This window comes from Streptomyces spiramyceticus, from assembly GCF_028807635.1.
Lineage (GTDB): Bacteria > Actinomycetota > Actinomycetes > Streptomycetales > Streptomycetaceae > Streptomyces > Streptomyces spiramyceticus.
This window is the reverse complement of record NZ_JARBAX010000001.1, coordinates 1,363,126-1,377,323: the sequence shown is the minus strand read 5'-3', so window position 1 is coordinate 1,377,323 and position 14,198 is coordinate 1,363,126. Positions and strand designations below refer to the sequence as shown.

Below are 14,198 nucleotides of genomic sequence, written 5' to 3'. Positions count from 1 at the left end.
CCCTTCCTGCTCACTCGTCCTTGGGGCAGTCGTGCTTCTCGTCGCCCTGCTGCCACTGAGTCCCGGCGTCGATATTCCTGCCGGAATCCCCGCACATCAGGACCGGGGCTGAACCGCGCTCGTCGTGGTGGAGCACGGTCAGCATTTTATTGAGCGGCCGTTGCAGAGAGCCTGCGGCGAAACGCAGACGTCCGCTGGCTCCCTCCAGGTCGAACTGGCCGCTGTTGATGATCTGCTGGACATTGGGGCGCGTCAGTTCCACGCCTGCCGCATTGGCCTGGCTGGTGGCCTGGGCGAGTACCTGCACCGAGTCGTGGGCGAGCGATGCGTGCCCGTCGTTCCGCCAGAGGTCTTCCGTGGTGAATTCCCGGGTGTACGCGTCGTTGAACGCCTTGGCCGTGGCGCTGCGGTCCGGATGCCCGGCGGGCAGCGTATGGGCCGTGTGGTAGAGGCGCAGCCACGCTTTTCCCTTGAAGCCGCCGGAGAGTGCGGCGTTGGTGAGTTCATTTCCGCCCACCACGGTGAGGTCCTTGTTCGCGCACTTGCTGACGGTCTGGTAAGTCTCCAGGAAGTTGTCGAACTCCCTCACCCGGGAGGTCCAGTAGACCAGCGTCCTGTTGTTCGCCGCGACCCTGCTGCACACCGCCTCGGCGACCTCGGGCATGCTGAATTTCATATCGAGGTCCGGCTCGTTCGGGACGACAACTCCGTTGCTTCCGCCGGGGATGTAGCCGATTCGGTTTCCCGCGGAGGGGAAGTTCGCGGCGAACTCCTTCCCCAGGTCATCGCTGTACACATCCGTCGGGTCGGTCACCACAGCGACACTTTCGGCCGGTGCGCAGGAATCCTCGCCCGTACTGACCGTGTTCGCCTCCTTGGCGAACTCCGCCATGACGCGAGCTTCCCGCCTGTTGTTGGGCGCGGCGCCGTGGTAATAGCGTCCGATCTCCATGGCCTTCGCCGTGGCTGTCGAGCTCACAATGGGAATCCGGGCCGAATTGAGCAGGCGCAAAGCCTCGACCGTCTCTTTCCGGCTCTCGGTGAACCCCGTCACGCCGATGAGACGATCGTTCTTCCCTGCCTCACGTACGATCTGCGTCGCCACCTTGCGGGCGTCCTTGAACTGCACACCGGCGTCGTACGTCTTGATCCGCACCCAGACCCCGTCGTCATTGGCGGGCGCGAGACGGTGCAGGGACTGCTGCGCCAGCGCCAGGCCGCGGAGCTCGGGGATCGCTCCGCCGGAGCGCCGCTCGGCCTCGTTCGGCGCCATCGACGCGCGGACGTGCGCGATGGTCACGGTCCGGTCGGTCTTGCCCTCGGTCTCCGCGATCTTGTTCTGATCGGCGATCATCCTCAGCGCGTCGGCGTACTGATCGGCCGGTGTGCGCCTGCCCACCTGTCCCTGCTTCACGTAGTCGGAGCCGGTGAGGCACTGCGTGTAGGTGCTGGAGATGGGGCTGTCCAGCCACGGGACGAAAGCGAGCTGTCCGGTGAGGTAGAGGGTGACGGCGAGCGCCACCGCCTCGATGCCGAGCTCGGTACGGGGGCGCAGCCGCACCCAGGGCGTCCACACCGGAAGGACCGCCACCGTACGGCTGCCCGCTTCCGGCGGCGGCAGGCGTACGGCGAAAGGCGCCGGGATCGTGCCCTTCGCCGGGTCCAGTTTCGCCGCCGCGTCGGCCAGCGTGCCGGGACCGGGCGAGGGCGCCGCATCCGGTGCGTCCGGCAGTGCGGCGACCAGCACCGTAGCCGCGTTGGGGCTGGGTCTGTGCTGCGCGCCGTACAGCGCGACGAACTCGGCCACGGCTGCCGCGCCGGCGCCGCGCGTGCCGTTGAGCAGCAGGGCGTGCCGGGAGCGGCGGCGCCGACGGCCGGGGTGCAGCAGCCCCTGGCGCGCGTAGCCGTACAGGTCGGTCATGAGCGCCGTAAGGAGCAGCCCGTCCCACCGGTCGACGTCCCGCCGTGTGCTGCCCGGCCGTGCGGCGGCCTCCCACGCGCTGCTGAATTCGCTGAGCGCGGCGGCGTACGTGCGCTTGCCGCGGTACTCCGCAGGCCACAGGCGCCGGTAGCGGCGGCGCTGCGCGAGCCGCCATCCCCAGCGCCATTCCCAGCACTTCAGATACGCCCGCTCCGCAACCGACCACACGGAACGGACCGGAACCGTGAAGACACCCGCGTTGATCACGGGGCCGCTGTTGTCCCGGGCCGGGAGCACGGCGGTCGCGCGGCCCCGGTGCCTGGCGAACACCCGGTCCGGCAGCTGGCCGTCGGTTCCCGCGCGGTTGTCGGCGACGCACTGAAGCAGGTCGTACGCGGGCAGCCGGAGCCTGCCCGCCTCGTCGGGGGTGTTCGTCCTCAGCTCGTCGACGATCTTCGCGATCAGCTCGGTCCTGGATCCGCCGCGCCAGTCGACATGGGCGTACGGCGTGCACGGCACGATGCCCCGCGCCCGCGACGAGCGCTGGAGTCCCAGCTCCAGGGCTTCCAGGGCCTGCTGGGCCTCGTCCGGTCCTGTGCGCAGGACGACGGGCGGGTGCTTGGGGCCGCGCTTGGACAGCCGTGACCGCGTACGCACCGCCTTGCGGTAGGCCTCGACGAACTCGCCGCTGTGCTCCCAGCCAGGAAACTCCTGCATCTTCGGTCCCCCCGACAGCTGTGGGCAACGAGCGTGCACCGCTGAGTGACGGGGAGTCAACTGGCTTACATGAGGGCCCTGTTGTTCATCAACCCAGCGCCAGCACTACCAGCGCCGCCGTCGCCGCCGTCTCCGCGATGCCGCCGAAGACATCCCCCGTAACTCCGCCGAAGCGGCGCACGCAGTGGCGCAGCAGCAGGTGGGCGGCGGTCAGTGCGGCCAGGACTGCGGCGGCGCTGTGCAGGGCGGCGTACGGGCCGAAAAGCGCGCCCGCCGCGCCCGCGCAAGCGGCGGTCACCGCGACCGCGACGGCCACCGCCCCCCGCACCGGAACCGCCCCCGCGACCGCGGCGCCCAGGCCGTCGGGGCGGGCCGGGGGAACACCCGCACGGGAGGCGAGGGTCAGGGCGAGGCGGGCAGCGACCGCCGAGACGGCCGCCGCGGCCGCGCCGTGCGCCCAGCCGGCGGCGTACAGCTCATGGAGGGCGGCGACCTGGGCGAACAGCACGAACAGCAGCGTGATGACGCCGAAGGGGCCGATGTCGGACTGCTTCATGATGCGCAGCGCGTCGTCGGCCGGTTTGCCGCTGCCCAGGCCGTCGGCGGTGTCGGCGAGACCGTCGAGGTGGAGGCCGCGGGTGAGCGCCGCGGGTACGGCCGCACTCGCCACGGCGGCGAGCAGCGGCCCCGAGCCGAGCACCAGCAGTACGCCTCCGACGGCCGCCGCGCACAGGCCCACGACGAGCCCGGCCAGCGGCGCGCACAGCATCCCGGCGCGCGCCGCCTCGCGGTCCCACCGGGTGACGCGTACGGGGAGCACGGTGAGGGTGCCGAAGGCGAAGCGGATGCCGTCGCTGTTGAGGGAGGAGGTCACCGCGCGCACGGTAGTCGCTGCCGTCGGCCGGTAAGTTGCGCATAACGCACAAATAGGAAGGGAGTGGCATGGGTCACTGGTGGTACCGGAACATCGTCGAGCCGGGGAAGCTCCCGCTGCTGCTGGCTCTCCTCTCCTTCGTCTTCGCCTTTCTGGCCACTCGCACCATCACACGCCTGATCCGGGCGGGCCGGGGCCCCTTCAGGAACATCTCGCCCGGCGGCCTCCACATCCACCATGTGGTCCCCGGCGTCATCCTGACGACGATCGGCGGCTTCGGAGGGGTGGCGAGCGGCCGGCACGACGTCGGTGCGGTGGTCTTCGCGGTGATTTTCGGGCTCGGCGCGGGTCTGGTCCTCGACGAGTTCGCGCTGATTCTCCATCTCGACGACGTCTACTGGACCGAAGAGGGCCGCAAGAGCGTCGAGATCGTTGTCGTGACCGCGGCCCTGGTGGCCCTGGTGCTCAGCGGATCCGTGCCGTTCGGCGTCAACGAGCTGTCGACGGGCGAGCGGCAGAGCCGCGGAGTGCTCGTCCTGACCGTGATCTTCAACTTCCTTCTGGCGCTCGTCGCGCTCAGCAAGGGCAAGCTCCGCACCGCCCTGTTCGGCGCCGTCGTGCCCCTCGTGGGCCTATTCGGTGCGATCCGGCTGGCCAAGCCGGGCTCCCCCTGGGCCAGGCACCTCTACGGCCGGCGGCCGAAAGCCCGCGCCAGGGCGACGCTGCGGGCCTGGCACCACGACCGCCGCTGGGCTCCCCTCAGCCGTAAGTTTCAGGACCTCATCGGCGGGGCTCCCGACCGCGAGCCCGCGCCGGACTCTCTTCCCGCGCCCCCGCGCGACCGGAAGTGAACGACCGCGCACACGACCAGGACCGCGGCGATCGCCGCCAAGTGCTCCTTGCCCGCGAGGTTGCTCTTGACGAACACCTCGACGACCATCGCCACGACCACCACGGCCGCCGTCCAGTACGCCCGGTACCGCCAGCACACGTACACGGCGAGGCCGACGACCGCCGCCGAAGGCCCGGTGTCGACGACCTGAGCGTCGGAGGCGGGCAGCCCGAGCGGGTTGCCGGGACCCAGTGCGATGCCGACGCGCGCGTACAGCGTCCCGGCCAGCGTCGCCGCGTACGCGATCACCAGGGTGCGCAGTCGGCCGAGGCAGATCTCGGCAATGCCGAAGACCAGCAGGACCTGCGCCAGCGCACCCCACACCGGCAGATCCAGCGCCGGTACGAACAGCGACAGCGGGGTGCGCAGGAGGGCGAGCCACAGCGGATCCTCGGCGCGCACGGATCCGATGTCCTGGACCGGGCCGTAACCCCAGGACTGGTTCTGTACGACCTGGAAGAGCGCCGTAAGACAGACCGCCCCGAGCGTCAGCGGCAGGGCTCCCCACTTCCTGCCGACGAGCGCGGTCCGTACGGTCGTCAGCAGTGGGCCCCACTCGCGGCGGGCGAACCCGCGCAGCACGGGTGCGGTCACCACTTCGTCTCCAGATGCTTGCGGTGCATCCACTTGGGCAGGCCCGGCGCCTCCAGGAAGCCCTCGGCGCGGGCCGCCGCGACGCCGATGCGCAGCAGGTCGGCGCTCTTCTCGAACAGCATGAACCGTGGCTCCCAGATCGGCCGGTACTTGGCGTTGGCGCGGTACAGCGACTCGATCTGCCACCAGCGCGAGAAGAAGCCGAGCAGCGAACGCCACAACCTCAGCACCGGCCCCGCACCGAGCTTCGAGCCACGTTCGAAGACCGACCTGAACATCGCGAAGTTCAGCGAGACCTGGGTGATCTTGATCTCCTTGGCGCGCTGGAGGAGCTCGATGACCATGAACTCCATCAGGCCGTTCTCGGAGTCGCGGTCACGCCGCATCAGGTCGAGGGAGAGCCCGTTCGGCCCCCACGGGGCGAAGCTCAGCACGGCCCGCAATTCCCCTCGGCCGTCCGTGCATTCGAGCATGACGCAGCGCCCGTCCGCCGGGTCGCCGAGCCGCCCGAGCGCCATCGAGAAGCCGCGCTCGGTCGCCCCGTCGCGCCAGTCGTCGGCCTTGCGCAGCAGCTCCGCCATCTCGTCGTCGGGGATCTCCTCGTGGCGGCGGATGCGGACCTCGTAACCGGCGCGCTTGACCCGGTTGTACGCCTGGCGGACCGTACGCATCGCGCGCCCGTCCAACATGCTGCGTTTTCCCGGGGGGTGACCCACGGACCCCCACTCCTCTGTATCGACGATCGCCTCGTCGCCCAGCTCCAGCGCGTCCAGGCCGTGCCGCGCGTAAATCGTGCCGCCCTCCTCGCTCGCGCCCATCACGGCCGGGATCCAGCCGTGCTCGCGCGCCTCGGTCAGCCATGGCTCGATCGCGCCCGGCCAGGCCTCGGGGTCGCCGATCGGATCGCCGGACGCCAGCGATACGCCGCCGACGACCCGGTACGTGACGGCGGCCTTGCCGGTGGGGGACCAGACGGCGCTCTTCTCGCGGCGCAGCGCGAAGTAGCCGAGGGAGTCGCGCTCGCCGAACTTGTCGAGGAGGTCGCGCAGCTTCGCCTCGTCCTCCTCGGTGATCGGGTCGACGGTCCTGCGCGAGCGGAAGGCGGCGTACAGGACGGCGAGGAGCAGCAGCGTGCTCAGCACATTGATGGTGACGTCGACCCATCCCGGCGTATCGATGCCGGGGAAGCGGGAGTCGTCGGCGGCCAGCGACACCAGCCGCATCACGCCGTAACGCCAGCGGTCGAGGAAGGTCGACCGGTAGTCGTCGTGCGCGGTGTTGGTGACGGTGACGAGCAGGGTGGCGACCAGCGAGGTGACCAGCAGTCCGCCGACGGCGACGACTGCGGCCAGCCGCGGGTTGGAGCGGTCACCCTTCGCGTAGAACTCGCGGCGGCCGAGCAGCAGGGAGACGACGAAGGCGGCCGTCAGGGCGAGGGAGACCCAGTTCTGCCAGTACTGCCGCACCTCGGGGAGCAGCATCACGAGGGCGAAGAGCAGCAGAAAGAGCCCGCTGAGTACGGAGTTGAGGATCCAGGCGGCGCGTTTGCGGCGGCGCATGGTGATCGCCAGGAAGAGGGTGAAGACGCCGGAGGCGAAGCCCGCTGTCAGCAGGTACGGGGTGAAGTAGTTCTCGGTGTTGTGGCGTCTGACGTCCTGGCCGAGGGAAACCCAGACGGCACTCAGGAAGTTGATGAACGTGACGACGCGCAGGTACCAGACGGCGAATGCGGCGCTGCGTCGCGACCGGGGGGTGTGCCGGTTCGTTCCTTCGGTGACCAATCGGACTTCTCCCATGAAACGCGATGATATGGGGCATCGCGTTTGCGGAGAGCGTGCGAGTGCGGCCGGTGGAAGCCGGCCGCAGGCAAGGTCAGACCTTCTCCGGCTCGGGCTCCCGCTCGGGCAGCTCTGCCGCCAGGGCGGCGGCGGCCTGCACGAGGGGGAGTGCGAGCAATGCCCCAGTTCCTTCCCCCACAGTGACGCCCTGATCGAGCAGAGGGTTGAGCGCCATCCGGTCCAGTGCCTTGGCCTGGCCCGGCTCGCCGCTCACCTGGCCCGCGAGCCACCAGTCCGGCGCCCGGAAAGCGGCCCGCTGGCCGACCAGGGCGCAGGCGGCCGAAACGACCCCGTCGAGGATCACCGGAGTACGCCGCACCGCGCACTGGAGCAGGAACCCGGTCATCGCGGCGATGTCGGCGCCGCCCACGGCAGCCAGCAGCTCCAGCTGGTCGCCGAGGACCGGCCGCGCCCGGCGCAGCGAGTCCCGGATGGCCGCGCACTTGCGCATCCACGCGAGGTCGTCGATGGCGACGCCGCCGCGGCCGGTCACGACGGAGGCGTCAGTTCCGCACAGTGCGGCGATGAGGGTGGCGGCGGCGGTCGTACCGCCGACGCTCAGGTCGCCCAGGACGACCAGATCGGTGCCGGAGTCGGCCTCTTCGTCGGCGACAGCCATGCCGAGCCGGACGGCCTGCTCGGCCTCTTCGGCGGTGAGGGCGTCCTCGATGTCGATACGCCCGGAACCTCGGCGCACACGGTGGCGTACGACGTCCTCGGGAAGCAGCTCCGGATCGCAGTCGAGTCCGGCGTCGACGATGCGTACGGACGTGCCGAGGCGGCGGGCCAGTACGGCGACGGGGCTCGCGCCGTCCAGCACGGCCCGCACGAGCTCGTGCGCGGTGGCGGCGGGGCGGGCGGACACACCGAGCTCTGCCACGCCGTGGTCACCGGCGAACAGCACGACGCGGGGCCGCTCAATGGGCTTGACCCGTACGGAGGCCTGCGCGGCCGAGAGCCACTCGCCCAGCTCGTCGAGCCGACCGAGCGCACCGGCCGGCACGACGAGCCGCTCCCGGCGCTCTTCGGCGTCGCGCCGCACGTCGCCGTGGGGGCGCTCGATCAGGTCGGAGAAGTCGTCGAGGTTAAGCGAGCTCATTCGCCGAACAGTACCGGGAGGTGGGGGGAGGGGTGCGGGAGGACTGTGTTCTATCCCCTACCCTTCCCTTCCCGCTGTGACATTTGCGGCTCCGCCGCGGGCCTCAAACGCCGGAAGGGCTGAATATCAGCCCTTCCGGCGCACCGCACCGCACCGCGCACCGGCACCGCACCCCCACCCGACCCCACCTCAGCCGCGCAGCGTAAGCGCCTGGCCCGCCACCACCAGCACCACCTGCTCGCACTCCGTCGCGAACGCCGCGTTCAGCCGCCCCAGTTCGTCGCGGAACCGCCGCCCGCTCGCCGTGGCCGGCACAACGCCCGAGCCCACCTCGTTGCTGACCGCGACAACCGTGCGCGGCGCCGCCCGTACCGCCGCGACCAGTTCCGCTGTCCGCTCGCCCAGCGCACGCTGACCGTCCGATGCCCACTTCGCGTCGTCCCACGCCCCGACCCGGTCCATCGCGTCGGTCAGCCACAGCGCGAGGCAGTCGATCAGCAGCGGCGGCCCCTCTTCGGCCAGCAGGGGCGCCAGTTCGCACGTCTCCTCGGTACGCCACGACCCCGGCCTGCGCTCCCGGTGCAGCCGGACCCGCGCCGCCCACTCGCTGTCGTCGGCGCGGTTGCCGCTCGTGGCGACGTACAGAACATCGGGAAACGTCTCCAGGCGCCGCTCCGCCTCCACCGACTTCCCGGACCGCGCACCGCCGAGCACGAGTGTGCGGCGCGGCACATCCGGCACCGCGTGGTACTCCCCGACGATCAGCGTCGTCCCGTCCGGCACGGCCCGCGCGCCCGCCGCCGAGAGCCGTCTGTCCAGCTCGGGCCCGGGCGGCACGTCGTGGTCGATGTGTACGGCGATGACATCCGTCGTGGCACCGACCGCACCGCCCGCACGCAGCCGCGCGAGCCCGTCCGGCCGCCCCACGACATCGGCGACCACCATGTCGTACGTACGGCCGACCGCGACGTGCCCGGCGAGTGCGCCGCCCGGCGGCAGGTACAGCAGCACCTTGCCCTCCGGGGAGGTCACCTCGTACCCCGTACCCGGAGAGTCCATCGGTACGGCCCGCACCCTGTGCCCGCTGATCAGCGTCAACTCCCGCCCGTCCGGCACCCGCCCGGCGGTTGGCAGCCCGACGGGCAGCTCGACGGGCGGCCCGTCGTGCGGATGCGTGAGCAGCACCTGCCGTACGGCGGCGAGCGAATGCCCGGCACGGGCGGCGGCGAGTGCGGCCCCAGGCGTGAGGTCGAGCAGCAGCGCACCGTCGACCAGCAGCGCGGTCGCCGCACGGGCCAGGCCGCCGCGGGCGGTGGCGCACGAGGCGCAGGGGCATTCGGGGCGGGGCAGGCCTGCCGGGGCCCCGGTGCCGAGGAGAGTGAGTTCCACGATGACGATCCTCCCGCGTCCCCGCCGGTGTTGCGCGCCCGGCTAGTCTGCGGGGCAGGCTGTGCTGGACAAAAGCACGGGTGGGACCCGGGAGGCGAACATGGCGTGGACGTGGCGGTTCGAGAAGGCCGACGGTACGGAGGTCCAGCCTGCGGTGGTACCGGAGGAGTTCACCACGCAGGGAGACGCGGAGTCCTGGATCGGCGAGGTCTGGAAGGACCTGGTCGACGGGGGTGCGGACCAGGTGGTGCTGTTCGACGACGGCACGAAGATCTACGGCCCGATGAGCCTGCACGCGGAAGAGGCCTGAAGCCCCTGACCTGAAGCGCCCGCGCCCGCGTCCCTGGGAAGGGTTACGGAGCTGGTACGCCGGGGCCCGCCTCCTTGGGAGGCCCGCGGAAGCCGGACGCCGCGCCCGGTCCGTGGGAAGGGCTACGGACCTGGTACGCCTGCGCCAGCGTCGCTGGCAAAGGCCGCGGAAGCCGGTATGCCTGCGCCCGCTGTCCTTGGAAATGGCCGCGGTAACCGATAGGCCGCGACGTCCCCGGGGAGGTTCGCGGAGCTGGTGCGCCTGTGCCTGCTGTCCTTGGGAAGGGCCGCGGTAGCCGGTACGCGTGGGTCCGCGTCCCTGGGAAGGGCCGCGAAAGTCGGTACGCCCGCGCCCGCGGCCCCCTCCCAGGGGTCGCGGGCGCAGGCGTTGGTCTCACGAAGGGAAGGACAAGTCCGCGCCCGCACAACCGCGAGCGCGTCCTAGATCTCGCCCAGCGTGACCTCGGCCGTCCGCGTCTCGCCTCCCCGCACGTACGTCACCCGCACCTTGTCCCCCGGCTTGTCCGACGCGAGCGCCTCCAGCAGCGAGGTGATCGTGGTGATCTCCGTGTCGTCGAGCCGCGTGATGACGTCCCCGGCCCTCAGGCCCGCCTTCTCCGCGGCGCCGTTCTCCTGGGTCGAGACGATGGCCACACCGGCCGGTTCGAACTCGTCGTTCACGACCGTACGGCCCGTGATGCCCAGCGCCGCCCGGCCCGAGTCGGTGACCCTGCCGTCCCTGATGATCTGGTCGGCAATGTTCTTCACCATCAAGGACGGGATCGCGAAACCGATGCCGGGGGCCGCGCCGCCGCCGATCTGCGGGTCGGTCGCGGCCAGGGTCGGGATGCCGATGACCTCGCTGTCGAGGTTGACCAGCGCGCCGCCGCTGTTGCCGGGGTTGATCGCCGCCGAGGTCTGCACCATGTTGCCGATGGTCGCGCCGGGGCCGCCGCCCCGGGGGTTCGCGCTCACGGTCCTGCCGACCGCCGAGACGATGCCCTGCGTGACACTGCTGGAGAGCCCCAGCGGACTGCCCATCGCCAGCACGATCTGCCCGACTTCGACCTTCGACGAGTCCGCGAACTTCGCCGCCTTCAGGCCGTCGGGGACGTTGTCGAGCTTGATGACGGCGAGGTCCTGCTCGGGGTAGGTGGCGACCAGCTCCGCGCCGAGCGCCGCGCCGCCCGTCGCCGTCGTGATCTTGAAGCTCTTCTCCCCGCCCACCACATGCGCGTTGGTGACGACATGGCCCCGGTCGTTGTAGACGACGCCCGAGCCCAGGCTCTCACCGGCGTCGATCTGCACGACCGACGGCAGTACCCCCTTGATCACCCTCTGGTAGTCGTCCTCCAGCTCGGTGTCCACCTTCTGTGCCCCAGCGTCGACGGCCGCCGCGGACGACGTACCGGAACCGGAGCCGGAGCACCCGCTCAGCAGGGCGACCGCGCAGGCGCCGGCGGTCAGGGGCAGCAGGAGCAGCGGGAACCGACGGGCACGGCGGCTGTCGTTACGGGATCCATCCATGCCTGGAGTGTCCCTTTTAGGGGAATTCCCGGCCTGCGGGGAAGGTCCGATCAGGGGGCGGGGGCGGGGGCCGGACGGATCTCAGGTCCGTCCCGCAGGGATGTCACGTCCGCCCGCAGGGTGTCTCGTACGGGCGACTCAGCCGCGTACGCCGCACAGATGCAGCAGCGCCGCCACCCGGCGGTAGGGGTCCGTCCGCCCCGCGCGGTCCTCCAGGGCCAGGACCCGCTCCAGCTCCGCCGCCGGAAGCTGCGCCTCGTTCGCGTCGCCCTCGATGGTGTCCGTGAAGACCCGCACGCCGTACCAGGCGTGCAGAGGGGCGGCGATGCCTTCGAGCGTCGCCGTCAGCGCGGCGAGGCGGTCGGCGCGCACCGGCAGGCCGAGCCGGTTGGTGTACGTGTCCGAGTCGAAGGAGGCGAGCGCCGCGGACCAGTCCCCGGCGAGCCCCGGCCGCATCGCGAGCGCGTCGGCGTTCCGTACGAGCAGGGAGAGCAGGCCGCCGGGCGCCAGCATCCGGGCCAGGCCCGCCACCATCGCGTCCGGCTCCTGGACGTACATCAGCACGCCGTGGCACAGCACCACATCGAAGCTGCCGGGCAGGAAGTGCACCCCGGTGGCCAGGCCGTCGCCCTCGATCAGGCGAACCCGCTCGCGGATGCCCTCGGGCTCACCGGCGAGCGCCTCGCGCGCCGCCGACAGCATGGCCGGGTCGGACTCCAGGCCGGTCACCTTGTGACCGGCCCGGGCCAGGCGCAGGGACTGTGTGCCCCGGCCTGTACCGACGTCGAGTATGGCGAGCCGCCGGCCCACCGGGAAGCGGGCCGATATCTGCTCGTCGAGCTGGCGGGCGACAAGCTCCTGGCGGACGGTGTCACGCAGACCGCCGACAGCCTTCAGCCACTTCTCCGAAGCGCCGTCGAATCCGGAGACCTGAGGGGCTTCCGTGCTCAGGGCCGTTCCCCGCGCTTGACCTGGGGCTTCGGCAGTCGAAGGCGGCGCATCTGGAGCGTACGCATGAGGCCGTAGGCCACGGCGCCGCGCTTCGGCTCGTTCGGGAAGCGCTCGTTCAGCTGCTTCTTGAGCCGGATGACCAGGCCGATCGAGTCGACGACGATCATCACGATGACACCGAGCCACAGCAGCAGCGCGATGTTCTGGATGTTGCTCATACGGATCATGCTGAGGACGAGGATCACCACCGCGAGCGGCAGGAAGAACTCGGCCACGCAGAAGCGGGAGTCGACGAAGTCGCGCACGAACCGACGGACGGGACCCTTGTCCCGGACCGGCAGATAGCGCTCGTCGCCGCTCGCCAGCGCCTCCCGCTGCCTGGCCAGGTCGGCACGGCGGGCCTCGCGCTGACGCTTCATCGCCTCCTTGCGGTTCGAAGGCGCCGCCGAACCGTTGCGGCGCTGCGACTGTGCGACAGCGCGCTTCGGTGTGGGGCGGCCCTTCGGGGCCTGGGGGTCACGGGTCTGCTTGGAGAGGTCCGCCTGCACCTTGTCGGTGGGGGCCTTCTCTTCCTTGGAGGAACGGCTACGGAACACAAAGCCCAAGGGTACGGGGTACGCGGCATGGACCACAGTCCGGAGGGGAACGATCCCGCAACGGTCGGTGTCGCGGCCGTCTCCCCGGCCGTCACCTACTCCCTGGGCCGGAGCCCGCCGCTCCACAGTCGTTCTGGAGGAGGAGCGCATCCGCCTCCGAACAGTGCGGTAATAGAGGCAGGGCCCGTAGTGTGGGTTCAAGTGCTGGAGCTGGAGTCCGTAGTCCGTCAGAAGGGGGCGCGCGAAGCCCATGAGCGGTGTCATGAAGCGTATGGGAATGATCTTCCGCGCGAAGGCAAACAAGGCCCTTGACAGGGCCGAGGATCCGCGCGAGACCCTCGATTACTCGTACCAGAAACAGCTTGAGCTGCTTCAGAAGGTACGCCGCGGTGTCGCCGACGTGGCGACGTCGCGCAAGCGGCTCGAACTGCAGCTGAACCAGCTGCAGGGCCAGTCCTCCAAGCTGGAGGACCAGGGACGCAAGGCGCTCGCGCTCGGCCGGGAGGACCTCGCTCGCGAGGCGCTGTCGCGTCGTGCCGCGCTGCAGCAGCAGGTCACCGACCTGGAGACGCAGCACCAGACGCTCCAGGGCGAGGAGGAGAAGCTGACGCTTGCCGCGCAGCGCCTCCAGGCCAAGGTCGACGCCTTCCGTACGAAGAAGGAGACCATCAAGGCCACGTACACCGCCGCGCAGGCGCAGACCCGCATCGGAGAGGCCTTCTCCGGCATCTCCGAGGAGATGGGCGACGTCGGCCTGGCGATCCAGCGGGCCGAGGACAAGACCGCGCAGCTGCAGGCCCGGGCCGGCGCGATCGACGAGCTGCTGGCCTCCGGCGCCCTGGACGACCCGTCCGGGATGGCGAAGGACGACATCGCCGCCGAGCTGGACCGCATCTCCGGTGGTACAGATGTAGAGCTGGAGCTGCAGCGCATGAAGGCCGAGCTGGCGGGCGGACCCTCGTCGCAGCAGCAGGCCCTCGAAGGCGGCCAGCAGGACGCGGCGCAGCAGTCGCAGACTCAGAACAAGTTCGACAAGCAGTAGCAGGCCGGGCCCTCACTCACTCCACGAAGGAGAGCGTCGTGATCGTACGGATCATGGGGGAGGGGCAGGTGAAGCTGGCCGACAGCCACTTCGCCGAACTGAACAAGCTGGACGACGAGCTGCTCCGCGAAATGGAGAACGGCGACGGGCCCGGCTTCAGACTGACGCTCGGTGCGCTCCTCGACGCGGTACGCCGCCTCGGGGAACCGCTGCCGGACGATGCCCTGGAGCCCTCCGAGCTGATCCTGCCGTCTCCGGACGCCACGCTCGAAGAAGTCCGCGAACTGCTCAGCGACGGCGGCCTGATCCCAGGCTGAAGCCTTCCTGACGCGGCCCCGCGCCGCGCGGTCCTAGGGGCGTGTCCGGCGGATCATGCCTGGGCCGCGGGGCTTGGCACGCACTCCCCCAAGGCCTTAAGGGCCAGGGGGGACCCCCTCCGGCGTTGTCGT

At 70.8% G+C, this 14,198-nt stretch carries 13 protein-coding genes; 4 read left to right on the top strand and 9 right to left on the bottom strand.

All coding sequences use genetic code 11. From position 1 onward, the window contains the following. Positions 1-10: 10 nt before the first annotated feature. Positions 11-2,638, bottom strand: coding sequence for a type 1 periplasmic-binding domain-containing protein (locus PXH83_RS06175; RefSeq protein WP_274557607.1), 2,628 nt, complete (start codon positions 2,636-2,638; stop codon positions 11-13). Positions 2,639-2,726: 88 nt separating this feature from the next. Next, positions 2,727-3,512, bottom strand: a complete 786-nt coding sequence (locus tag PXH83_RS06170; protein ID WP_274557605.1) for an adenosylcobinamide-GDP ribazoletransferase — start codon at positions 3,510-3,512, stop codon at positions 2,727-2,729. A 68-nt stretch (positions 3,513-3,580) separates the two neighbouring features. Here PXH83_RS06170 and PXH83_RS06165 point away from each other — a divergent pair, with 68 nt between their 5' ends. Next, positions 3,581-4,363 carry a hypothetical protein gene (locus PXH83_RS06165; RefSeq protein WP_274557602.1) on the top strand — a complete coding sequence of 261 codons (783 nt, stop codon included), beginning with the start codon at positions 3,581-3,583 and terminating at the stop codon, positions 4,361-4,363. On the opposite strand, the gene PXH83_RS06160 is transcribed toward PXH83_RS06165, so the two are convergent. The 4 genes from PXH83_RS06160 to PXH83_RS06145 all read right to left on the bottom strand — a co-directional run bounded on the left by PXH83_RS06160 (position 4,285) and on the right by PXH83_RS06145 (position 9,324). Further along, positions 4,285-4,998 carry a hypothetical protein gene (locus PXH83_RS06160; RefSeq protein WP_420803120.1) on the bottom strand — a complete coding sequence of 238 codons (714 nt, stop codon included), beginning with the start codon at positions 4,996-4,998 and terminating at the stop codon, positions 4,285-4,287. The two genes, PXH83_RS06165 and PXH83_RS06160, sit on opposite strands and share 79 nt — an antisense overlap. Next, positions 4,995-6,794: a phosphatidylglycerol lysyltransferase domain-containing protein gene (locus PXH83_RS06155; RefSeq protein ID WP_274557598.1), complete on the bottom strand. Its 1,800-nt coding sequence runs from the start codon at positions 6,792-6,794 to the stop codon at positions 4,995-4,997. Before PXH83_RS06155 ends, PXH83_RS06160 begins: the two co-directional genes overlap by 4 nt. A gap of 76 nt (positions 6,795-6,870) precedes the next feature. After that, positions 6,871-7,935: a nicotinate-nucleotide--dimethylbenzimidazole phosphoribosyltransferase gene (gene cobT, locus PXH83_RS06150; protein WP_274557596.1), complete on the bottom strand. Its 1,065-nt coding sequence runs from the start codon at positions 7,933-7,935 to the stop codon at positions 6,871-6,873. Between the two features lie 189 nt (positions 7,936-8,124). Beyond that, a complete protein-coding gene (locus tag PXH83_RS06145; RefSeq protein WP_274557593.1) occupies positions 8,125-9,324 on the bottom strand; it encodes a bifunctional adenosylcobinamide kinase/adenosylcobinamide-phosphate guanylyltransferase in 1,200 nt (399 codons plus the stop codon). A gap of 100 nt (positions 9,325-9,424) precedes the next feature. On the opposite strand from PXH83_RS06145, the gene PXH83_RS06140 reads away from it, so the two are divergent. Beyond that, entirely contained in the window at positions 9,425-9,634 is a 210-nt protein-coding gene (locus tag PXH83_RS06140; RefSeq protein ID WP_274557591.1) for a hypothetical protein, read from the top strand. 440 nt (positions 9,635-10,074) lie between these two features. On the opposite strand, the gene PXH83_RS06135 is transcribed toward PXH83_RS06140, so the two are convergent. The 3 genes from PXH83_RS06135 to PXH83_RS06125 form a co-directional block, all read right to left on the bottom strand. Continuing rightward, complete coding sequence (locus PXH83_RS06135) at positions 10,075-11,160, bottom strand: S1C family serine protease (RefSeq protein ID WP_274557589.1); 1,086 nt, start codon at positions 11,158-11,160, stop codon at positions 10,075-10,077. 138 nt (positions 11,161-11,298) lie between these two features. After that, entirely contained in the window at positions 11,299-12,039 is a 741-nt protein-coding gene (locus tag PXH83_RS06130) for a class I SAM-dependent methyltransferase (RefSeq protein ID WP_274562694.1), read from the bottom strand. A gap of 68 nt (positions 12,040-12,107) precedes the next feature. After that, complete coding sequence (locus PXH83_RS06125; protein WP_274557587.1) at positions 12,108-12,707, bottom strand: DUF3043 domain-containing protein; 600 nt, start codon at positions 12,705-12,707, stop codon at positions 12,108-12,110. Between the two features lie 262 nt (positions 12,708-12,969). On the opposite strand from PXH83_RS06125, the gene PXH83_RS06120 reads away from it, so the two are divergent. Together PXH83_RS06120 and pspAA are read left to right on the top strand one after the other, a co-directional pair. Beyond that, entirely contained in the window at positions 12,970-13,749 is a 780-nt protein-coding gene (locus PXH83_RS06120; protein WP_214915167.1) for a PspA/IM30 family protein, read from the top strand. A 38-nt stretch (positions 13,750-13,787) separates the two neighbouring features. Next, entirely contained in the window at positions 13,788-14,066 is a 279-nt protein-coding gene (gene pspAA, locus PXH83_RS06115) for a PspA-associated protein PspAA (RefSeq protein WP_274557583.1), read from the top strand. Positions 14,067-14,198: the final 132 nt, after the last annotated feature.